The following is a 21,811-nucleotide window of genomic DNA, read 5'->3' as shown; positions in this document are numbered from 1 at the left end:
GCTTGTAGACCTCGACCGCCTCGAACAGGTTGGCCTGGGTGTCGCTCATGATCGTCGTGTAGTTCGAGCCGAAGCTGCCCGGGAAGTTCCCGATGGGCATGCTCTGCCGGTAGATCTTGCCGTTGTCCCCGGCGAAGAACAGGTACATGTTCTGGCCGTCGCCGATCAGCGTCTGGTCGATCGGCCCGGTGCCCGAGCCGGAGATGCTCGCGGTGGACAGCGTCTGCTGCGCCCCCCAGCCATTGGGGTTGGTGGGGTCGCTGGAGGTCCGGTAGGAGAAGGCGGTCCCGCCCCACTGGTACGCGAGCACCCAGATGTTCTTGGGAGCGAAGTAGAACAGGGTGGGCGCGACAGTGGAGAAGTTCATCTTGGTCTGGGTGGCCGAGGCCATGTCGGACCAGTTCGTGAAGGGGCTGAAGGCCATCGAACCCCAGGTCGATCCCGTGTCGTGTGTCGTCGCGTAGACGAGGTGCTTGCCGTTGTAGACGACGTTGGTGAAGTCCTTCAGCGAGACCCACCCCGACTTCGGGTTCGCCAGCGCACCCGTCGACGTCCAGCGGTACGTCGAGGGAAGAGCGCACGTGCCGGTCGGCGTCACCGACGGGGACGGAGACGGAGAGGGGGACGGGGACGGGGACGGGGAACGCGTCGGCGACGCGCTGGGCGACTGCGTCGGGGAGGGGCTGGGCGTGCCCGGGCTGCCGGTGCAGGCCACACCGTTCAGGGAGAACGAGGTGGGCACCGGGGTGGAGCCGTTCGAGGAACCGTTGAACCCGAAGTTGGTGCTGCCGCCGGAGGGAATGGAGGCGTTGTAGGAGACGTTGGCGGCGGTCACCGACGAGCCGGACTGGGTGTGGGTGGCGTTCCAGATCTGAGTGATCTGCTCGCCGGCGCCGAAGGACCAGGTCAGCCGCCAGCCGTCGACCGCGTCACCGAGGTTGTTGATGGTCACGCTGGCGTTGAAGCCGCCCGGCCAGCTCGAACTGATGGTGTAGTCCACCCGGCAGGCGACGGCGGCCTGGGCGGGCTGCGTGGCCAGCAGGCCGCCGGCTCCGGCCAGCAGCACCGGGATGGAACCGATCACGAGGCCGCGGCGCGAGGCCCGCCGGGGCGGCGCCGCGGTCGTGCCGGCGGAGGGGCGCGGTGACCGCGCTCGCCAGGGCAGACGCATCTGTATTCTCCTCATCGTCATGTCCGGCCGCCGTCAGGGCTGGTGCGGGTAGCGGTCGGGGTGGCCGCGGTGCCGTTCGCGGTGAACCCGAAAGGTGAACCCGGAAGTCGTGGAGCCGCCGACGGCGCTGGAGCCGTTGCAGGAAAAGCGGACACGCGGGGGTCACCCGCGCGATCGACGCCGCGCTCCGTGATCGGGGAACGCACACCACCAGGGCGTCGCGAACGGCGGTCCTCACCGCGCACCACCACATGGCAGGAGGAAGCCGCCTCTGGGAGAGAGTTTGGGAAACCATGCCGAAATGTGTCAAGCCCCGCAAGAAAGTTTCAGAGTGACGCTCTCGCCGTCACGGGCGGCGACCCCCGATAACGCCTGGTGAGCCGTGCGCCCGTCCGCCGCCCCTCAGTGGGCGACGAGGCGCCACCCTTGACATCGGCTCTTCGTCTTGTATTGGCTCCGACGTGTCACCGCAGCCATCTGACAGAGAAGGAACCGCGACAGGGTCAAATTGTTAGCGCTAACAGCGGAGCCGGCCGGTGGCCACCAACCGGCGGCATGGTGCGGGGCGGTCCGGAGGACAGACACCACCTTCCTGGAACCGCCCTCTCGGAGAGTCACCGATGAGGAGGTTCACGACGGCAAAGACGAACGTTCGGACGCTCGCCTTCGTCGCGTCGTGTCATCACCCGTTGTCGGTCAGGCGGAGGTCCGGGGCCCCGCGGCGCGGCGGAGCCGGTTGGCGATCGCCAGTCCCAGCCCCTCCTCCACCGGCAAGGACGCGACGATGAGGTCGCACCCCCGCTGGTCGAGCTCGCGCAGGAACCCGTACAGCCCGCGCGCGTAGACGGCCATCGAACCGGGGACCGCCAGCACAGCGTGCGCCTTCACCGGAGCGTCGGCAAAGGAGGGAGGAAGAAGGACACCCACCTGGTGCCCTAGCTCCTGCGCGAACTCCGCTTCGGCGACGACCTTCTCGGGCTCGACGAGGACGACCCGCGCACGCGGCGCGTAGTGTGACGGATGCTGGCCCGGCACTCGAACGCGGCTCGTCGAGTGGACCTCAACCGGGAATCCCAACACCGCTTCGAGATCCTCGCGCGTCACCCCACCGGGCCGAAGGACGCTCGGGGTGTCGCCCGTGGCGTCCACGATGGTCGACTCGACGCCGACCTCGCAGGGGCCGCCGTCCAGCACGAAGTCGACGGCGTCACCAAGCTCTGCCCGGACGTGGTTCGCCGTCGTGGGGCTGACCGAGCCGAAGCGGTTGGCGGACGGGGCCGCGACACCCCCGCCGAAGGCCGACAGCAGCGCGAGCGCGACGGGGTGATCGGGCACGCGCACGGCCACCGTCTCCAGGCCGCCGGTCGCTTCGAGGGACACCCGGCGACCGCGCCGCAGGACCAGCGTGAGTGGCCCCGGCCAGAACCGTTCGGCCAACAGGCGCGCCGTCGCGGGCACGTCCTCGACCCAGTCGCCGAGGTGCTCCGCGCCGCCGATATGGACGATCAGCGGGTGGGAGGGCGGGCGCCCCTTGACCTGAAAGACGCGTGCGACGGCGGCGGGGTTCTCGGCGTCGGCGCCCAGACCGTAGACGGTTTCGGTCGGAAAGGCCACCAAGCCTCCGGCGCGCAGCACACCGGCCGCCTTCTCGATGTCACTGGTTCTTGCCGTCACCCTCGCAATCCTCTCACTGTTCCACTCCCCACATGTCGTGGTCTCGTCGGCGCATGACGACCGGACCAAGGCCGCAGGCGCCGTGTGAGCGCCCGGCGCACGAAATCCGTCACACAGCGGCACGGGGGAACACCGCCAGGACGGCCTTGCCCAGCTTAGAACCCACAGGTCGTACCCCGGCTTGAAGGTCAAGGTCCGCGTTGCGGCGACGGGCCGTTCGGCAGCGGAGCCGTTGACCGTCCAGTTCGTCGCACCCAGCACGGCCGCCTTCTTCGCGCAATACGCACCCCGAAATGCGTGCCGTACGCACTTCCGCTGATGTCAGGAGCGTGGGCCATCGCAAGAATCGTCGTCATCGCGGTGATATGCGCCGATTTCCAGGAGCACCTCAGGCAGCCGTGCGCGGGGAGACGAATGAGATACGAATTGCTCGGGCCACTACGCCTGGTGGACGAGGAGACGCACACGATCAGCGCGCCCAAGGTCGAGACGCTGCTGGCCGCGCTGCTGATCCGGGCGAACCAGCCGGTGTCGACCGACGAGCTGCTCGACGAGCTGTGGGGGAACGAGCCCCCGAAGCGCGCTCGCGCCGCCCTGCACGTGTACATCTCGCATCTGCGCAAGACCTACGTACAGCCCGCGGTGGACGGGGCCGCCATCCGGACGCACGCCCAGGGCTACCTGCTGGAGACGGACCGCACGTCGGTGGACGTGTTCCGCCTGCAGGGCCTGCACTCCGCCGGCCGGGACGAGGCGGACCGCGACCCGGGGCGGGCGCTGGAGTCCTTCGCCGCCGCCGCTGCCCTGTTCCGCGGACCCGTGCTCGCCGGGATCGACAACGGGCTCATCGTCGGCACGTTCGCCCGCTGGGCCGAGGAGGTCCGGCTGGAGTGCCTGGAGGCGATCGCGATGTGCTCGCTGCGGCTCGGGCGGCACCGCGAGGTGATCGGCGACCTGTCGCGGTGGGTCGAGCAGTACCCGCTGAACGAGAACCTGCGCGAACAGCTCATGCTGGCGCTCTACCGCTCCGGGCGGCGGGCCGAGGCTCTGGAGGTCTTCCAGTCGGCCCGGCAGGTGCTGCGGGAGGAGCTGGGGCTCGACCCCCGCGTGACCATGCGCCGGCTCCAGTTCGCGATCCTCTCCGCCGACGCCGACCTCGCCATCGCCGGATGAGCCGGCCGACCCCGCACGGCACCGCATGTCCGGCGACCGGCTGGGGTCCCCGATCGCGCGCGGGCCGTCGGGCCACGGCACGGACACGATGCGGAGAAACGACACGGCGGAGAAACGACACGAGGGGCGAGCCGGCTGCGGACGGCTCGCCCCTCGGCATGGGGCGCGGGGGGACGGCCCCGTCAGCCCCCGGCGGCGGGTGTGGCCCCCCGCGCGCCGGGGCGGTACCAGAAGACCAGCGCGACGAGCAGGGCGATCACCAGGGCGCCGCAGGCCCAGAGGAACACCGACGAGATGGTCTCGGCGAGACCACCCGCGCCCTGCGTGAGCGGGATCAGCATCGCGGCCAGGCCGAGCGAGCCGCCGATCGTGAGCGCCGTCTGCAACACCCCCGCGGTGACCCCGGCGTACTCCTGCGGCGCGGTGGTCAGGACGATCATGTTGAACGGGATGATCGCCACGCCGACGCCGAGCCCCATGACGATGAGGGCGGGGAGCACGCCGCCGGCGTAGGTGCTGCCGCCGTCGAGGCGGGTCAGCCAGGCCACCCCGGCCAGCACCACGAGCAGGCCGGCGACGGCACGCGTCTTGAGACCGATCGTGGCGATGTACTTGGTGAGGATCTGGGTGCTGACGAGCAGCGCCAGGCCGAAGGGCAGGATCGCCAGGCCGCTCTGCAGCGCGTTGAGGTGCAGCACGCCCTGGAGGTACTGGACCAGGTAGATCAGGAAGCTCGTGAGCACGGCCGCGAGCAGCAGCAGGGCGAGGAAGGCGCCGGCCCGCTCGCGGCCGGAGAAGACGGCCAGGGGCAGCAGCGGCTCGGCGGCCCGCCGGTCCACCAGCAGGAGAACCACGGCCAGCACGACCGCGGCGCCGAGGGCGGTCAGCGTCCAGTGGTCGCCCCAGCCCTTCTCCGCGGCGTGGACGAGACCGTACACGGCGGCGGCGAGGGTGGCGGTGCTGAGCAGCGCGCTCGGCAGGCCGAGCGGGCGGGACCGGGTCGCCTCGTCCCGCAGGCCGAGGGCCCGGACGGCGACCGCGATGATGACCAGGCCGATGGGCACGTTCACCAGCAGGCTCCAGCGCCAGTCCCCCGCCCACGTGAGCACGCCGCCGAGCACCATGCCGGCGGAGGCGCCGAGCCCGGTCACCGTGGAGTAGAGGCCGAAGGCCCGCTGCTGCCGCTCCCCCTCGAAGACGATGGCCAGCAGCGCCAGCCCGGTGGGACCGGCGATCGCCGCGCCGGCGCCCTGCAGGACCCGGCCCGCGAGCAGCACCTCCACGTTCGGCGCGAGCCCGGCGACCAGCGACGCCACCACGACCAGCCCGATCCCGGAGAGGAAGACCCTGCGGTGCCCGAGCACGTCGCCGAGGCGGCCGGCGAACAGCAGGAGACCGCCGAAGGCGAGGAAGAAGCCGTTCGGCACCCACGATCCCCCGGCCACCGACAGATGGAGGTCGGACTGGAGGGTCGGGAGCGCGACGTTCACGATCGTGCCGTCGAGCTGGAGCATGAACTCCGCCCCGACGATCGCGGCGAGCACGAGGGCCCAGGCGCGGTCCGCCCGCGGCACGCCGGCCGAGACGTCGCCGGAGACGCTTTCGGTGGTCATGGAACCTCCACGGTCCGCTGACAGGGGGCATCAGGGTGAGGAGACCTCAGGTTAGTGGGCGCATTTATACTGAGGTCGTCTCAGGTTAAGTGAGAGGATTTAACCTGAGGCAACCTCAGGATGTCAAGCGGGAGGTATCGGTGGACGGCAAGCCCTACATCGCCCAGCGCCCCAAGCGGGCCGACGGCCGGCGCAACTACGACGCGATCCTGGCCGCGGCCCGCAAGGCGTTCGAGAGCGCCGGGGCCGACGCCTCCCTGGAGGACATCGCGAGCCAGGCCGGCGTGGCGATCGGCACGCTGTACCGGCACTTCCCCACGCGGGCCTCGCTCGTGGAGGCCGCGACCCGGGACGGCCTGGAGAACCTCGTCGCCCACGCGGAGCGGCTGACCGCCGGGCCGGACCCGCTCGACGCGCTGATCGCCTGGATGCGTGAGGCGGTGGTCCACTTCAGCACCTTCCGCGGCCTGGTGGGCATCCTCGCGCAGAGCATGTACGACGAGGGCACCCCCTCCCACACGATGTGCAGCGCGATGCACCGTAGCGGCGCGGACCTGCTGCGCGCCGCCCAGGCGGCCGGCAGGGTCCGGCCCGACCTGACCCCCGACGAGCTGTTCGACCTTCTCAGCGGCGCCGCCTGGGTGCGCGAGCAGGCGACCCCCGACCGGGACGGCAGCGCCCGCTTCCTCGAACTGGCGCTGGAGGGCATCACCACGCGGGACTGACTCTCCGCACAATCGCACCCGATCCTTCGTGACGCACCTCACAAAACCAACCAAGCAGCTAGGTAATGTAGAGTTAGAGGAAATCCCGTCCCGCACAGCCGGATCGACGAGGACCGGCGCCCGACCCTCCGCCCTCTGCTACCACTGGAAGTTTCGGCCCAGATGCGAGAAAGGAGCGCAATTAGGGCCGGAAAGCTCTTTTCGGTCACCAAATGCCTGGGGTCGTCACAGAAGATGAGCGTGTACGAAGACAGACTGACCGACACCGCGTCGACCAGGGTGGTGCGCACGGCCGAGTTCGACCTGCTGCGGTCCCTGACCCAGGAGCCCGGCTCCGAGGGGCGTCTCATCGCCGTCCTCGGGGAGCCGGGGTCCGGGAAGACCCACCTGTTGTCGGCGCTCGTCCGGGAACGGCAGTGGACCGCCCTTCCCGCCACCGTCTACCGATGCTCCTCACGCGACCGGGAGCGGGCGATGAACGCCGTCAGGAAGCTGCTGTGGCGGGCGCGCCGGGCCGGCGAACACGAGGGGGGCGACCGCCCCGTGATCGGCCTCGCCCGCCGGCGCCACCGGCCCGACCGCGAGCTCGTGGTCATCGAGGACGCCCACCTCGCCGACGACCAGACGATCGGCGAACTGGTGGGCATCGCCGGGGGCGACCCCGCGCCGCTGGTCGACGTGATCGTCTCGCTGCGCCCCCGCCAGACCCCCGACCGCCTGGCCGAGGCGGTGTCCGTCACCACGGCCTTCGGACGCACTGTGCGGATCGAACTGGGGCCGCTCGACGACGAGCAGATGCTCGCCATGTCGCCCGTCCCCGCGCCGTACGAGCTTCGCCATCGCAGCGGCGGCAACCCCTTCAACCTCCGGGCGCTGCAGGCGCTGGAGCACAGCGCCCGCTCGGGCGGCGACGGCGCGCTCGCGCCGTACGAGTTCGCCGTGATGAGCGAGGTACGCGACCTGGCGCTCACCGAACGGTACGCGCTGCACGCCGCGGCCATCCTGCGCTCGCGGTTCGACGCGGACCTGCTCGCCGAGGTCGCCGAACTCGACCCGCTGGTGGCCTCCGCCGCGCTGCGCCGCCTCGTCCGCCGGGACCTGGTGCGGGTGGAGCCCATCGGGACGCTCTTCTCCATCAGGGACGAGGTCTTCGGCACGCTGCTGCGCCAGATGATCGACCCCTGCTGGGCCGCGCTGGCCCACCAGCGGGCGCTGCACCGGCTGTCCGCCCGCGGGCAGGCCGGCACCCAGATCGGCTTCCACCTGGTCAGCTCCCTGTCGCGGGCCCGGGCGAGCGAGCTGGCGCAGATCGTGGACGCGTCCCAGGAGATCATGGAGACCGACGTCAGCGAATGCGTCTCCTGGCTCACGCCGGTGCTCGGCGAGGCGCCTCCCTCGACCGAGATCGGAGCGCGCGCCCGGCTGGCGCTCAGCACCGCCTTCGGCCGCCTGGGACGGATGGCCGAGAGCCGCGACCTGCTGTTCGTGGTGCACGAGTCGGGCGCGGCCGTGGACCCGGCGGCGCTGGCGGAGCAGGTCGCGTTCGTCTCGGTGGTCGAGGGCGTGCTCAGTCAGGACGTGCAGACGCTCGACCTGCTCGGCGACCTCCTCAGGCGGCCCGACCTGCGCGACTCCCCCGTCTGGCCGCGCCTGGTCCTGGCGCGCGGCTTCCGCGTGTCGATGCTGGGCCGTACGGCCGGTCGGGCCGAGACGGAGCCCGCGCTGCGCGCGGCGCGGGCCGCGGGCGACGACCCGGTCGCCGCGGGGCTGCTCGGGCTCGGCGCGCTGGCGTCGGTCGCCGCCGGGAACGTGGATCGGGCCCTGGCCGAGGCCGACGCCGCCGCCGAGTCGCTGGACCGCACCCCCGAGCACCTGATGGCGCGCCACATCGAGTGCCTGCTGCTGGCCGGGCTCGCCTACATCTACCTCGGCCGGGGCGCCGACGCCCAGCGGCAGGTCGGGCGCGGCGTGGAGATCGCCCGGCGGCGCCGGCGGCCGTTCCTGCTGCCGACGCTCCTGGTGCTGCTCAGCGAGGCCGAGCGCCACCTCGGCCGGCTCCGGCAGGCCAGGGACGCGGCCGACGCGGCCATCGTCGAGTCGGATGCGGGCAACCCGCTGCGGCACGCCCAGGCGGTCGCCCTGAAGTCCGCCGCCGAGGTGTGGATGCAGCCCCCGGGCAGCGGGCGGGCCAAGTCGCTCGCGCAGCAGGCACTGGCGCAGCAGGCGCTGACCGGCGCGCACGTGAACGGCAGCGCCTCGATCGCCGCGCTGACGCTCGCCAGGTGCGCCTGGCTGGACGGCGACCCGGCCCACTGCGTCACGCTCCTGCTCAACGAGGGCCGGGGCGCCGACATGCGGGTGATCCCGTCGGGCAGCCGCCTCACGATCTGGGAGACGCTCTGCGCCGCCGGGATGGACGCGGGCATGCCCCTGGACGACTGGGCGCGCCGGGCCCAGGAGCACGCCCGGGCCGTGCCCGTGCCCCCCAACCTGGCGTACGCCGCCATGACCCGCGGCCACCTGCTGCGCGTGCAGGGGTCGCCGGGCGAGGCGGTGCGGTGTTACCGCGAGGCGGCCGACCTGTTCGCCTCGGTCGGCATGCCGGTGGAGCAGAGCTACGCCCTGGGGCAGGCGGCGCGGGCGCTCGGCGAGCAGGGCCGCGCGGAGCAGGCGGCCCACACGGTACGGCTCGCCGCCGAGATCGCGCGGCGGTCGGAGGCGGTGACCCTGCTCGACTGGCTGGGCCGGCGGACCGGCGGGCCGCCCGCGGCCCCCGCCCCCCAGCCCGGGACGCGGCAGGAGGTGTTCGGGCGGCTGGAGGTGTTCGGCCGCCTGACCCACCGGGAGCGCGAAATCGCGTTGCTCATCTGCTCCGGGATGAAACGGCGGGACATCGCCGACCGGCTCACGATAAGCATGCGGACGGTCGACGTCCATCTGACCCGCATTTACCGCAAGACCGGGGTCAGCTCGCGTATGGAACTCGCGCTGGCGATTCAGCGGAAGACGGCCGGGCAGGAATACGCGACCCGCTTTTAGGGCCGCTTGAGCGCCTCCTTTTAGTGTCGGAACACGTTGTTTCCGCCTCGGGAGGCGAATATGGATCTGCGCGCGCTGTCCGACCGGATCGCGCCGGTGCACGAAGCGGTGAGCTCCTTCCTGCTGCCGTTCCTGGCCGCGCCGCCGGAGACCACCTCGGACCGGGTGGGGGCCCTCGCCCGGCCCGGCCGGTCGCTCATCCTGCGCGACCTCACCGAGAAGGTCGTGGAGTATCGCTCCAACAACGCCGACCCCACCGGGACGACCCCGACCGAGAAGGACTTCGCCACGGTCAGGCTGGAGATCTTCGGCCCGGACGGCGAACCGCTCGGCGAGACGACCGGCGCGGGCCGCATGCTCTACAAGCAGGAGCACGACGGCCACTTCATCGCGTACTTCGGCGAGGAGATCCGGCTGCGGGACGGCAACGTCATCCGCTCCGGCGGCCTGGTGGACGACGCGCGGCTGACGGCGGGCGAGGCCGCGCACTTCCCGGCCGTCGTCGTCGCCGGGCCGCTGCGCGGGGCCGTCGGCGTCCGCTGGTTCCGCCCGCTGGTCAAGGAGGCCCACGACGCGTACGAGTCCGCGATCGTGGTCTACCGGTAGCGGAGGGACGCCATGACTCTGACCCGGCTGCCCGCCCGCAGGATCGGCTCCCTGACGGTCGGCGCCCAGGGACTCGGCTGTCTCGGCATGTCCGAGTTCTACGGTCCGGTCTCGGAGGCCGAGGCGATCGCGACCATCCGGCGCGCCCTCGACCTCGGCGCCACCCTGCTCGACACCGCCGACGTGTACGGCCACGGCGCCAACGAGGAACTGGTCGGCCGCGCCGTCGCCGGGCGCCGCGAGGCGGCGGTGGTGGCGACCAAGTTCGGCGTCGTGCGCCCCGGCCCCGGCGTCGGCGCGGGGGTGCGCGGGGACGCGCCGTACGTGCGGCGGGCGTGCGACGACTCCCTGCGGCGGCTCGGCCTCGACCACGTCGACCTGCTCTACCTGACCCGGGTCGACACCGAGGTCGGCGTCGAGGAGACGGTCGGCGCGATGGCGGAACTCGTGGCCGCGGGGAAGGTGCGCGAGATCGGGCTGTGCGAGGCGGCGCCGGAGACCATCAGGCGCGCCCACGCCGTGGCCCCGATCGCCGCGCTGCAGACGGAGTGGTCGCTGTGGTCGAGGGACATCGAGCGGCGCGTCCTCCCCGTCTGCCGGGAGCTCGGGATCGCCGTGGTGCCGTACGCGCCGCTCGGCCGGGGCTTCCTCACCGGCACCGTACGCTCCCGCGACCAGTTGGACGACGGCGACTTCCGGAGCTTCGGCCTGCCCCGGTTCTCGGCGGAGAACCTCCCCCGCAACCTGCCACTCGCCGACCGCCTGGGCAAGCTCGCCGAGGAGCTGCGGATCACCCCGGCCCAGCTCGCGCTGGCCTGGCTGCACCACCGGGGCGAGGACGTCGTCCCGATCCCCGGCGCGAAGCGGCGGGCCCATCTGGAGGAGAACGTCGACGCGGTGTTCCTCAGCCTGACCCGGGCCGACCTGGCGGCGGTCGAGGCCGCCGTGCCGGCGGACGAGGTGCACGGAACCCGCTGGAACGAGCAGAGCATGCGTTTCGTCGATCTCTGACGCGTTTGCGCCGCCGCGTCACCGCCCGAATCGGGGGCGCGCACGCGGCGGGAATCGCCGCGGACTCGCCGAGCCCGGCGAGCCGGAGGGGCGGCGAGCCGAAGGGGGACGAGCGGAGGGCGGCGCCACGGGAGACCGTCCCGCGGCGCCGCCCCTCGCCCGCATGGGTCAGCCGGCGGTGTCCGGGGCGCCCGCCTCCGCCGGGGCCGCCACCGCGGCGGTGCGGAGGACGGCGATGGCGCGGGACGGGCACAGGTCCTCCGCCACCTCCACCTCCCGGCGCCGCTCCTCCCCCGGCTCCGCGTCCAGCACCACCACCAGCCCGTCCTCGCCGTGGTCGAAGACGTCCGGCGCGCTGATCGCGCAGTGCCCGGCGGCCATGCAGCGGCTCCGGTCGGCGGTCACCTTCATCGCTTCTCCTCTCTCGCCCCTGCCGGGGCTCACCACTCGATCGGCAGGGTGTGGACGCCCTGCATCGTGCCGCCGCTGCGCGTGGGCAGCGCCTCCAGCGGGACGCCGAGCCGCAGGTCCGGGATCCCCTCGAACAGGACGGAGAAGGCGACCTCCAGCTCCATGCGGGCGAGGTTCTGCCCCAGGCACTGGTGGATGCCGAACCCGAACGTCAGGTGCTGGCGGCCCGACGCCGCGTTCCCGCCGCGGGTGCGGTGGACGTCGAACTCGTACGGCCGGGGGAAGACGCCGGGGTCGCGGTTGGTCATCGAGGACGAGACCAGGACGCCGTCCCCGGCCCTGATCACCTCTCCGTCGATCTCGATGTCCTCGGTCGCCACCCGGACGCCGGAGACGTCGGTGATGGAGACCAGGCGCAGCAGTTCGTCGACGGCGGCGGGCAGGACGACCGGGTCCGCGCGGAGCGCGGCGAGCTGGTCGGGGTGCTCCAGCAGCGTGACGACGCCCAGCGCGATCATCTGGGAAGTCGTGTCGTGCCCGCCGATGAGCAGCGCGAGCGCGATGCGCAGCAGGTCTTCGCGGGTGAGGTCGCCGTCCTCGTCGACCTCGCTCGCGAGCCGGCTCAGCACGCCGGCGCCGCCGGGCTCGTGCTCCTTGCGCGTGATCAGGCCGTCGAGGTAGTCCCACAGCTCCCGGCCCGCCCTCTCGGCGTCCTCGGCCGACTTGGCCTGCAGCAGCCCCACCGTCTTCGCCTCGAAGAACTCGTGGTCGTCGTACGGCACGCCGAGCAGCTCGGAGATCACCATCGAGGGGATGGGCAGCGCGTACGCCTCGACGAGGTCCACCGGCGGCCCCGCCCGGAGCATGTCCGCCACCAGCCGCCGGGCGAGGTCCTCCACGTGCGGGCGCATGGCGCGCACCTGCTTGAGGCTGAAGTCCGGGGCGAGCAGACGGCGGTGCACGTCGTGGACGGGCGGGTCGAACCCGATGATCGCGATGGGCTTGAAGATGGGCGCGTCCAGCCGGGGCAGAACGGCGGGGAAGTCGTCGCGGGACCGGTCGGCCGACATGCGCGGGTCGGCGAGCAGCCGGCGGGCCTGGCTGTGGCCGGTGACCATCCAGATCCACCTGCCGTCCCAGAGCCGGACCCGGTGGAGCGGCCCCTGCCGCCCCAGGTCCTGGTAGCCCGGGGACGGCTGCCAGGGGCAGGCCCGGTCCTCCGGATAGGCGAACAGGTCCTCGTTCGCGGTTGTCGTCGGAGCGTTCACGTGGGGTACCTCGGTTCCTTCCGTCTCGAAGCCGGTCTCGAAGGGGTGAGGGTGCGTCCGGGTCAGGCGGTGGGTTCGGGCGAGCGGGCCCCCGGCAGCGGCGCGGCCCCGTGCCCGCCGACGGGCCTCGCGCCGGCCCAGGCCCGCATCGCCGGCTCCTCGACGAACCGCGTCAGCGCCCAGGCCAGCAGCGTCGTGACCCCGAACAGGGCCGTGACGAGGAACAGGGCGGACGGCGCGTCCCACGTCCGACCGGCCCCGAGGGCGACGTGGGAGTACGTCAGGACCAGATAGTGGACCAGGTAGGAGGCGTACGAGATGCCACCGAGCCAGACCAGCGGGCGGGAGCGGAACGGGCTGAAGCGCCGCCGGTGGTCGGCGACGGCGACCGCGGTGATGAGCAGGGCGATCGGCAGCGCGACGGGCGCGGTGAGCCCGTAGACGGTCGGCCACAGGAACATCTGCAGGCCGAAGGCGGCGGCGAGGATCGCCAGCGCGGGCGCCCAGCCCAGCCGGATCCACCGGCCGGTGACCACGATCCTGGCCAGCAGGATGCCGAGGACGAAGTCCAGCGCCCGGGTCGGGGGGAACGACACGAGGAACCAGTTCTGGGTGAGCGACATCTCCTGGCCGGGCAGCTTCGGCGTCCCCGGCAGGACGGCGAGGGCGATCGCGGGCAGCACGGCGATCACCACGGCCACCGCGCCGGCCGCCGGCCACAGCCGCGCGGCCGGGATCCGCCGGACCAGCCGGTACAGGAACGGGAACGCCAGGTAGAACAGCACGTCGCAGGCGAGCGACCAGGTGACCACGTTGATCGAGAGGATGAAGTCGGCCCGGGGCAGCCAGGTGTGCACGAGCAGCAGGCTCGGCAGCGCCGTCAGGAGATCGACGGACTGGCCGGCCCAGAGGGCGAGCCCGAGGGCGGCGAGCCAGATGACGACGTGGTTGGGGTAGACCTTGACGAGCCGCCGCCGCCACAGGCGGGTGCGCGGCTCGCCCTCCCGGACCGACCAGGTCAGCACGAACCCGCTCAGCACGAAGAAGAACTCCACGCCGAGCCAGCCGGACGTGAAGGCGTAGGTCTGGAGCGAGGCCGCGACGTCCTGGTGGAAGTAGCCCAGCACGCAGGCGTGGCAGACGAACACGAGGAACGCCGCGACGAATCGCATTCCGGTCAGCGAGGGGAGAGGAGAGGCTTCCTGTGCCGTTTCTGTCATTTCCGTCCGCCTGTTTCGGTTGTGCGTGAGCCATGGACCCCGGTGGGGCCCGGCGGATGGGGATCAGCCCCCGGAGGGGCCGTCGCCGATCCGGATCGCCCGCGACGGGCAGAGGTAGGCCGCCTTGCGGACCCGGTCCTCCAGTTCCGGCGCGACCTGCGGGGTGAGGACCACGACCAGACCGTCCTCGTCCTGGTCGAAGACCTCGGATGTGGCGGCCATGCAGCGGCCGCCGCTGATGCAGCGCTCCTGGTCGGCCGACACCCACACGGCCGTCACCACGCGACCGGGAGCTGGAGCACCCGCTGCACCGTGCCCGCGCCGAGGATGGGCAGCTCGCCGACCGGGGCGGCCAGCCGGATCCCGGGTATCCGGGTGAACAGCTCCTTGAACGCGACCTCCAGCTCCATCCGGGCGAGGTTCTGGCCGAGGCACTGGTGGATGCCGAAGCCGAACGTGAGGTGGTGGCTGTCCTCGCGCAGGACGTCGAGCACGTCGGCGCGCTCGTGCACGGCCGCGTCGCGGTTGGCCAGCGTTCCCGAGACGAGCACGCCCTCCCCCTCACGGATGAGGTGGCCGGCGATCTCGATGTCCCCCTTCGCGACCCGCGTGGCGACGAGATCGGTGGTGGCGATGTAGCGCAGCAGCTCCTCGACCGCGCCCGGGAGCCGGTCGGGGTCCTCGCGCAGCAGCGCGAGCTGCTCGGGGTGCTCCAGCAGCGTGATGACGCCCAGCGCCAGCGAGGAGGAGGTGGTCTCGTGCGCGGCGATGAGCAGCACCAGCGCGATCGACACCAGCTCGTCGTGGCCGATGTCGCCGGTGACGACGCGCTCGCGGACCAGCGTGCCGAGCAGCCCGTCGGACGGGTCCTTGATCTGCTCGGCCACCAGCCGGTCGATGTAGTCGAACAGGTCCTGCGCCGCCGTCGCCGACTCCTCCTCGGTGCCGAGCATCACCTTGCCGCTGGCGTCCTGGAAGAAGTCGTGGTCCTCGTACGGCACGCCGAGGTGGCGGCAGATGACCAGGGACGGCAGCGGCACCGCGAGCAGCGGCACCAGGTCGGCCGGCGGGCCGTGCTCGACGATCCGGTCGACGAATCCCGCGACGATCCGCTCGATCTCCGGCCGCATCCGGCGGACCGACTTGAGGCTGAAGTGGGGGTTGAGGTATCGGCGGTAGACGTCGTGGACGGGCGGGTCCATCGCGATGAGCGCCAGCGTGCGGGCGATCTGCGAGCGGAACCGGGGTGCCACGATGGGGAACCCGGGATGAGTGCGCTGCGAGGACAGGTTCGGGTGGGTGAGGATCTCCCGGGACTCCCGGTATCCCGTCACCATCCACGCCTCGCGCCCGTCGAAGAGGGTCACCTTGAGCACCGGTCCCCGCTCTCCGATCTCGCGGTAGCCGGCGGGCGGCTCGTAGGGACAGGTGCGCTTCTGCGGGTACGGCGGAGCTTCCGTCATTTCCCTTTTTCCTTCGGCGAGAGAGGGACCGGACGTCATTCGTTACTGGACGACGCCGCGATGTTAAGCAGCCGGGCAATTCAGGAACAAGGCGAATTAAGCGCCGCTTCAGAATGGCTTATGGCCGGTCACGCCCGCCCCCTTGAAACGCGACTGAAACGGGACGAGAAATGGGGAACCGCGTCGATGAGCGCTTTCGTGTACGGATGCTCGGGATGGTCGAATACCTTTTCCATTTCACCGCTCTCCACCACCCGGCCGTCTTTCATCACCATCACCCGGTGGCTCAGCCGGCGGATGACGCCGAGATCGTGGGAGACGAACACGTACGCCACGCCGAGCCGCTCCTGGACGTCCTCCAGCACGTCGAGGACCTGGGCCTGGATGGACGCGTCGAGCGCGGAGACCGGCTCGTCGCAGACGATGACCTGCGGCCCGGGGGCGAGCGCGCGGGCGATGGCGAGGCGCTGCCGCTGCCCCCCGGACAGTTCCCTGGCACGCCGGTCGAGCACGTCCGGGGCGAGGCCGACGTGCTCAAGCAGCAGCGCCACTCTCCGGTCGCGCTCCTCGCGCGGCGTGCGGTCCGCCCGCATCGGCTCCTCCAGGATCTGCCGCGCGGTGTAGCGGGGGTCGAAGGACGACAGCGGGTGCTGGTAGATCATCTGGACCCCGCGCCGCGCCGCGCGCCGTTCCGCGCCGCGCAGGCCGTCCCAGGGCCGCCCGTCGAGCAGCACGCGCCCGGCGTCCGGCTCCAGCAGGCCCATGAGCAGCCGGCCGAGGGTGGTCTTGCCCGAGCCGGACTCGCCGACGACGCCGAGGGTCTCCCCGGCCCCGACCGTGACCGACACGTCCTCCACGGCGGTGAACTCGCCCCGCCCCGGCAGGGTGTAGCGCTTGACCAGGCCCTCGGCCCGCAGCACCTCGCGGGCCTTCCCCACGTCCCCGGGCCCCACGTCCCCCGGCCCCGCGTCCTGCGGCCCGGAGGGGCTCACGCGTCCCGGCCGGGCCCCGCGCCCGTGCCCGGCGACCGCGCCCACGAGCGTCTTCGTGTACGGGTGCGACGGCGAGTCCAGCACCACGGCTGCCGGGCCGTCCTCGACGAACCGCCCGTCCTTCATCACGTACACGTGATCGGCGATCTCGGCGACCACACCGAGGTCGTGGCTGATGAGCAGCACCGCGGTGCCGTCGCCCACGCGCTCGCGCAGCAGCGCGAGCACCTGACGCTGCACGGTGACGTCCAGGGCCGTCGTCGGCTCGTCGGCGATGAGCAGGTCGGGCCGCGCGGCGAGCGCCGAGGCGATGAGCGCGCGCTGGCGCAGCCCTCCGGAGAGCTGGTGGGGGTACTGCCGCGCGCGGCTCTCGGGGGCGGGGATCCCCGCCTCCCCGAGCAGCCGCACGACCTCGGCGTCCACCTGCCGTCCCGGCACGATCCGGTGGGCGCGCAGCGGCTCGGCGACCTCCGCGCCCACGCGGCGCAGCGGGTCGAGCGAGCCCAGCGCGTCCTGCAGGACGAACCCCACCCGGCGCCCGCGCAGCGCGCGCCAGGCCCGTCCCCGCACCTGGCGGAGGTCGGCGCCGTCGAACGTCAGCTCGGCCGCGCCCACACGCGCGCCGTCCCCCGCGAGGCCGACGAGGCTGCGGGCCGTGACGCTCTTGCCCGAGCCCGACTCGCCGACGATCGCGACGACCTGCCCGCGCTCGACGCGGAACGACACGCCCCGCACCGCCTCCACCACGCCGTGGCGGGTGGGGAAGCGCACCGTGAGGTCCCGTACGGCGACGAGGGGGCCGCCGCCCGCCGGCGTCACGAGAGCCTCCCCTCGACGTGGCGGTTGAGGTGCTGCCCGACGAATGTGACGGCCAGCACCGCGACCGTGATGGCCACCCCGGGAAACACGGCGGGCCACCAGGCGAGCGCGAGGAACTCGCGGCTGTCGGAGAGCATGGCCCCCCATTCGGCCGTCGGCGGCCGCGGGCCGAGACCGACGAAGCTCAGCGAGGAACTCGCGACGATCATCGCGCCGAGGCTCACGGTGGCGAGCGCCAGGACCGGGCCCGCCGCGTTGGGCAGCACGTGCCGGGCCACCACCTGGGCCCGCGACCAGCCGAACCCGTGGGCGGCCTCGACGTACTGGGCCGAGCGCAGGCGGATCACCTCGCTGCGCGCCACCCGGGCGAAGCCGGGCGTGGAGACCACGGCGAGCCCGACGGCGGCGGTGCCGCTCCCCGGCCCGAGCACGGCCACGACGAGGAACACCAGCAGCAGGCCGGGGACGGACAGGACCACGTCGAGCGACCGGCTGAGCACCTGGTCGGCGACGCGGCCGAGCTGGGCGGCGGCGACCCCGATCACGACACCCGCGGCGAGCGCCAGCAGGACCGCGCCGGTCCCGATGAGCAGGGACGGGCGGGCGCCGTACACGATCCGCGCGTACAGGTCGCGGCCGTTCTGGTCGGTGCCGAGCCAGTGCTCGGCGCTCGGCGGGCGCAGCGGGGCGTTCAGGTCCGCCGCGTCCGGGTCGATCCCGGTGAACAGCGACGGCACCGCCGCCATGACGGCCAGCAGCACCAGCACGGCCGTCCACGGCCACAGGCTCCTGGGCATCCGCTACCTCCCCGCGTCCCGCGTCCGGGGGTCGATCACCCAGGTGAGAATGTCGACCGCGATGGTCACCAACACGAACGCGACCGCCGTCACCAGGACGACCGCGATGACCATGGGCATGTCCTTGTTCGCCACGGCCGACAGCGCCAGCCGCCCGATGCCCTGCCGGGAGAAGACGATCTCGATGATCACCGCGCCGCCGATCAGCGAGCCGGCGATCCACCCGAGCAGCGTGGTGACGGGGAGCAGGGCGTGGCGCAGCACGTGGCGCAGGCGCAGGGCCGCCTCGCCGATGCCCCGGGCGCGTGCGGTCACCACGAACGGCTCGTCCATCGCGCGCAGCAGCCCCTCCCGCAGCACGCCGGCCACCACGGCCGCGGGCCCGGCGGCCAGGGCGGCGGTCGGCAGGACCAGCCCGGCCGGCGAGGAGGACCCGATGGCGGGGAACCAGTGCAGCGTGAAGGAGAAGACGGTCAGCAGCAGCAGCCCGAGCCAGAACGGGGGCAGGGCCACGACCAGCGACTCGGCCGACGCGAACAGCGAGCGCACCCACGCCCGGCGGTTGGCGCTCACCACCCCGAGCACCACCGCCGCGACGGCCGTGGCCAGCAGGGTGGTCGCCACCAGCAGCAGCGTGCCGGGAAGCTGGGCGGCGATCTCGTCCCACACCGGCCTGCGCAGCACGTACGACTCGCCGAACTCGCCGCGGACGATCCGGCCGAGGTAGGTGAGGTACTGCACCGGGAGCGGGTCGTCGAGCCCGTACTCCGCGATGATCCCGGCCCGCACCTCGGGGCCCACCGAGGAGCGCGCCAGCAGGACGTCGGCGGTGCTGCCCGGCATGACCTGCAGCAGCACGAACGTCACCGTCACCGCGCCCCAGAGCACTCCGGCCGAGGCGGCCAGGCGCACCAGCACGAGGCGCGCGAGCGTCTTCCGGCCCCTGCCGGGGCTGCGGCCGTTCCGCGCCGCCGCCGCCCCGGCCGGGGACGTCTTCAGGACGCCAGCCATATGCCGGACAGGTCGGGGGTGCCGTCGACGTTGAACCGCACGTCGCGGACGCCCTCGCGCGCCGCCAGGGTGGACAGCGGCGAGTAGATCGGCAGGACCGCCGCGTCCTCGGTGATCCGCCGCTGCACCTCGGCGTAGACGCCGAACTGCTCGGCCTGGTCCTTGGCACCGAGCGCCCGCTTGAACGCGGCCTCCGTCTCGGGGTTGTCGTACCTGGCCATGTTGTTGCTGATCCCGCGCTTGCGCGTGGGGATGTTGTCGGCGCCGAACAGCACCCGCAGCACGTCGGGCCCGGGCGAGGAGAAGCTGGTGTCGATCAGCTCGTAGTCGCCGGACAGCAGGCGGTTGACGAAGGTGCCGCCGTCGAGGTTCTCCTCGACGAGCTCGACGCCGAGCTGCTTGGCCGCGGCCTGGATCTGCACCGCGAGGTTGCCGACCGACGGATCCGACCACATGTGCCGCAGGGTCAGCCTCCTGCCGTCCTTCGTCCGGTAGCCCTGCGCGTCCCGCTGCGTCCATCCGGCCTGGTCGAGCAGCCGGTTCGCCTCGGCGGGGTCGTAGCCGTACGCGGCGGCGACCGAGTGGTCGTAGCCCGGGGTGCTGGCCGACAGCGGCCCGTCGGCGCCGTCGTACACGCCGAAGTAGACGTTCTTCACGATGCGCCGCCAGTCGATGCCGGCCCGCAGGGCCTTGCGCACGTTCACGTCGCTCAGCGGGCCCTTCGCCGTGTTCGGCCAGTAGCTGTAGTTGGCGCCGGGGAACCGGGTCGTGTGCAGGGCGAAGCCGGGCGTGTTCTTCAGCGTGCCGATGCCGGCCGGCGCGAGGCCCGTGACCGCGTCGACCTGGCCGCTGGTGAGCGCCCCCAGGCGGGCAGAGTTGTCCGGCACGACCGTGACCTCGATGCGGTCGAGCAGCGCGGGACCGCCGCGGGCCGCCCCCTCTGGCGCCCACGCGTACGCCGGGTTCCTGACGTAGTCGATGCCCTTCTGCGGGGTGAACCCGCCGTCGCTCTTGAACGGCCCGGTGCCGACGACGACGGCGCACAGCTTCGAGGCCGGTCCCTTCAGCGTGGCGGGGGACTCGATCCCGAGGTTGGGCTGGGCGAGCGCGGACAGGAACCCGGAGTCGGGCCGCTTCAGCTTCACCTCGACCGTCAGCGGATCGACGGCCTTCGCCGACTCGTACGCCGCGATGAGGCTGCCGGCGAGCAGCGACTTGGTCTTCGGGTCGACCACGTGATCGAGGTTGGCCACCACCGCCGGCGCGTCGAACTTCTGGCCGTCGGTGAAAGTGACGCCTTCGCGCAGCCGGAAGGTGTAGGTGAGCCGGTCGTCGGAGACCGTCCACTCACGGGCGAGCCAGGGGTGCAGGCCGCCGCGCGGGTCCTGGTAGACCAGCGAGTCCACGAGCGGCCGGGTCAGCAGCCGGGCCGACTCGGTCGGGCTCTGGTGGGGGTCCAGGCACTCCGGTTCCTTCTCCACCGCCAGCCGCAGGGTCCCCCCGCTCCGGGGGGACGCGGCGCCCGCCCCGCCTCCGCCCGCCCCGCCTCCGGCGGCGCGGGCCGTCCCGTCCGCACCGGAGGAGCAGCCGGCGGCGAGAGCCAGCAGCAGCATGGCGGCCCCCGCCGTCACGGCGGGGGCGGCGGTTCCGGGCCTCCTGGTGGTTCCGGGCCTCCTGGCAGCACCCATGTTCGTCTCATTCCTCGCCACGTCGCTCACGGCCGGAAGGGATCTCCGGCCCGTACACACAGTGGTGGCCGGTTCTAAAGCGGGACTGAACCGGCGGCGGCGCGGCCGTGCGGGACTACAGAGACGAGACGATCTTGGCGATGAGTTCGTAGGAGCGGATCCGGGCCTGGTGGTCGGGCACCTGCGTGAGCACGAACAGCTCGTCGGCGCGGGTGCGGCGCAGGAGGTCCCCGAGCCGGGGGGCGATGTGCTCGGGGCTGCCGACGAACTGGGGGTCGATCTTCTCGCGCAGGAACCGCTCCTCGGCGGCGGTGAACCGGTGGGCGGCCGTCTCCTCCTCCGTGGGCAGGACGGTGGCCGGGTCGGTCGTGCGCATGAGGATCTGGCCGTACACGAAGGAGGCGGCGAGCCGGTGCGCACGCTCGTCGCTGTCGTTCGCGACGGCGATCACGGCCACGCAGGCGTGCGGTCCGGCCAGGGCCGCCGACGGCCGGAACGCCTGCCGGTACGCCTCCAGCGCCTCCGGCGCCCCGCCGCCCACGATCGCGTGCGCGTACACGTACGGCAGGCCGAGCCGGCCGGCGTAGGCGGCGCTGGAGGCGCTCGACCCGACCAGCCAGATCTCGGGCGGGGTGCCCGGCTCGGGGATCGCGCGCACGCCGCCGCTGCCGCCGGCGAAGTACTCGTTCAGCTCGCGCAGCCCGTCGCCGAAGTCGAGCCGGCGCGGGTCGCCGAGGCGGGCCGCGGCCTCCCCCGAGCCACCGGGCGCGCGGCCGAGGCCGAGGTCGACCCGTCCCGGGTAGAGCCCGGCCAGCACGCCGAACTGCTCGGCCACCACGTACGGCGAGTGGTTGGGCAGCAGCACCGCGCCCGAGCCGACCCGGATCGTGGAGGTCGCCGCGAGGATGGAGCCCGCGAGCACGGCCGGGCTGGAGGTCGCGAGCGCGGGGGTGTTGTGATGCTCGGCCACCCAGTAGCGCCGGTAGCCCAGGGCCTCGACGGCCCGGGCCAGGTCGACGGAACGGCGCAGCGCGTCGCCCGCGGTGTCGCCGCGCCAGACGGGGGCGGTGTCGTGCACGGAGACGGCGATTCCCTCGGCCAACGTCCTCTCCTTCGCAAGGGGTCATAGA

At 72.7% G+C, this 21,811-nt stretch carries 18 protein-coding genes; 5 read left to right on the top strand and 13 right to left on the bottom strand.

The features are described 5' to 3' along the window. On the bottom strand, positions 1 to 1,171 hold a 1,171-nt coding region (locus IL992_RS33605), incomplete at its 3' end, for a non-reducing end alpha-L-arabinofuranosidase family hydrolase (protein ID WP_193207342.1). A gap of 696 nt (positions 1,172 to 1,867) precedes the next feature. Further along, positions 1,868 to 2,845, bottom strand: coding sequence for an L-threonylcarbamoyladenylate synthase (locus IL992_RS33600; protein WP_193207341.1), 978 nt, complete (start codon positions 2,843 to 2,845; stop codon positions 1,868 to 1,870). Between the two features lie 414 nt (positions 2,846 to 3,259). Between IL992_RS33600 and IL992_RS33595 the strand changes: the two genes are divergently transcribed. Continuing rightward, entirely contained in the window at positions 3,260 to 4,018 is a 759-nt protein-coding gene (locus tag IL992_RS33595) for an AfsR/SARP family transcriptional regulator (protein WP_193207340.1), read from the top strand. A gap of 182 nt (positions 4,019 to 4,200) precedes the next feature. Here IL992_RS33595 and IL992_RS33590 read toward each other — a convergent pair whose 3' ends face one another. Next, a complete protein-coding gene (locus IL992_RS33590; protein WP_193207339.1) occupies positions 4,201 to 5,631 on the bottom strand; it encodes an MFS transporter in 1,431 nt (476 codons plus the stop codon). 140 nt (positions 5,632 to 5,771) lie between these two features. Here IL992_RS33590 and IL992_RS33585 point away from each other — a divergent pair, with 140 nt between their 5' ends. The 4 genes from IL992_RS33585 to IL992_RS33570 all read left to right on the top strand — a co-directional run bounded on the left by IL992_RS33585 (position 5,772) and on the right by IL992_RS33570 (position 11,012). After that, positions 5,772 to 6,356, top strand: a complete 585-nt coding sequence (locus IL992_RS33585; protein WP_193207338.1) for a TetR/AcrR family transcriptional regulator — start codon at positions 5,772 to 5,774, stop codon at positions 6,354 to 6,356. A gap of 240 nt (positions 6,357 to 6,596) precedes the next feature. Next, positions 6,597 to 9,395, top strand: coding sequence for a LuxR C-terminal-related transcriptional regulator (locus IL992_RS48610; protein WP_193207337.1), 2,799 nt, complete (start codon positions 6,597 to 6,599; stop codon positions 9,393 to 9,395). A 60-nt stretch (positions 9,396 to 9,455) separates the two neighbouring features. Then, positions 9,456 to 10,001 (top strand): allene oxide cyclase barrel-like domain-containing protein, encoded by a 546-nt coding sequence (locus IL992_RS33575; RefSeq protein WP_193207336.1) that lies wholly within the window; start codon positions 9,456 to 9,458, stop codon positions 9,999 to 10,001. Between the two features lie 12 nt (positions 10,002 to 10,013). After that, on the top strand, positions 10,014 to 11,012 hold the full coding sequence (locus IL992_RS33570) for an aldo/keto reductase (RefSeq protein ID WP_193207335.1): 999 nt from the start codon (positions 10,014 to 10,016) through the stop codon (positions 11,010 to 11,012). 168 nt (positions 11,013 to 11,180) lie between these two features. On the opposite strand, the gene IL992_RS33565 is transcribed toward IL992_RS33570, so the two are convergent. The 10 genes from IL992_RS33565 to IL992_RS33520 form a co-directional block, all read right to left on the bottom strand. Further along, positions 11,181 to 11,423, bottom strand: coding sequence for a ferredoxin (locus tag IL992_RS33565; RefSeq protein WP_193207334.1), 243 nt, complete (start codon positions 11,421 to 11,423; stop codon positions 11,181 to 11,183). A gap of 29 nt (positions 11,424 to 11,452) precedes the next feature. Further along, positions 11,453 to 12,691: a cytochrome P450 gene (locus IL992_RS33560; RefSeq protein WP_319018989.1), complete on the bottom strand. Its 1,239-nt coding sequence runs from the start codon at positions 12,689 to 12,691 to the stop codon at positions 11,453 to 11,455. 62 nt (positions 12,692 to 12,753) lie between these two features. Then, positions 12,754 to 13,863 (bottom strand): acyltransferase family protein, encoded by a 1,110-nt coding sequence (locus IL992_RS33555; RefSeq protein ID WP_226874214.1) that lies wholly within the window; start codon positions 13,861 to 13,863, stop codon positions 12,754 to 12,756. A 111-nt stretch (positions 13,864 to 13,974) separates the two neighbouring features. Further along, positions 13,975 to 14,190, bottom strand: coding sequence for a ferredoxin (locus tag IL992_RS33550; protein ID WP_319018988.1), 216 nt, complete (start codon positions 14,188 to 14,190; stop codon positions 13,975 to 13,977). Beyond that, positions 14,187 to 15,374, bottom strand: coding sequence for a cytochrome P450 (locus IL992_RS33545; RefSeq protein WP_193207332.1), 1,188 nt, complete (start codon positions 15,372 to 15,374; stop codon positions 14,187 to 14,189). Before IL992_RS33545 ends, IL992_RS33550 begins: the two co-directional genes overlap by 4 nt. A 128-nt stretch (positions 15,375 to 15,502) precedes the next feature. Then, positions 15,503 to 17,185: a dipeptide ABC transporter ATP-binding protein gene (locus IL992_RS33540; RefSeq protein WP_193207331.1), complete on the bottom strand. Its 1,683-nt coding sequence runs from the start codon at positions 17,183 to 17,185 to the stop codon at positions 15,503 to 15,505. Further along, a complete protein-coding gene (locus IL992_RS33535; protein WP_193207330.1) occupies positions 17,182 to 17,982 on the bottom strand; it encodes an ABC transporter permease in 801 nt (266 codons plus the stop codon). The genes IL992_RS33540 and IL992_RS33535 overlap by 4 nt, the downstream gene beginning before the upstream one ends. A 3-nt stretch (positions 17,983 to 17,985) precedes the next feature. Next, positions 17,986 to 18,993: an ABC transporter permease gene (locus tag IL992_RS33530; protein WP_193207329.1), complete on the bottom strand. Its 1,008-nt coding sequence runs from the start codon at positions 18,991 to 18,993 to the stop codon at positions 17,986 to 17,988. Then, positions 18,978 to 20,681, bottom strand: a complete 1,704-nt coding sequence (locus IL992_RS33525) for an ABC transporter substrate-binding protein (RefSeq protein ID WP_193207328.1) — start codon at positions 20,679 to 20,681, stop codon at positions 18,978 to 18,980. The genes IL992_RS33530 and IL992_RS33525 overlap by 16 nt, the downstream gene beginning before the upstream one ends. Positions 20,682 to 20,796: 115 nt before the next feature. After that, on the bottom strand, positions 20,797 to 21,783 hold the full coding sequence (locus IL992_RS33520) for an LLM class flavin-dependent oxidoreductase (protein WP_226874213.1): 987 nt from the start codon (positions 21,781 to 21,783) through the stop codon (positions 20,797 to 20,799). Between the last annotated feature and the right edge of the window lie 28 nt (positions 21,784 to 21,811).

Source organism: Microbispora sitophila, assembly GCF_014892245.1.
GTDB lineage: Bacteria > Actinomycetota > Actinomycetes > Streptosporangiales > Streptosporangiaceae > Microbispora > Microbispora siamensis.
Note: the sequence above shows the minus strand (reverse complement) of the source record. Positions and strands in the feature narration are given on the sequence as shown.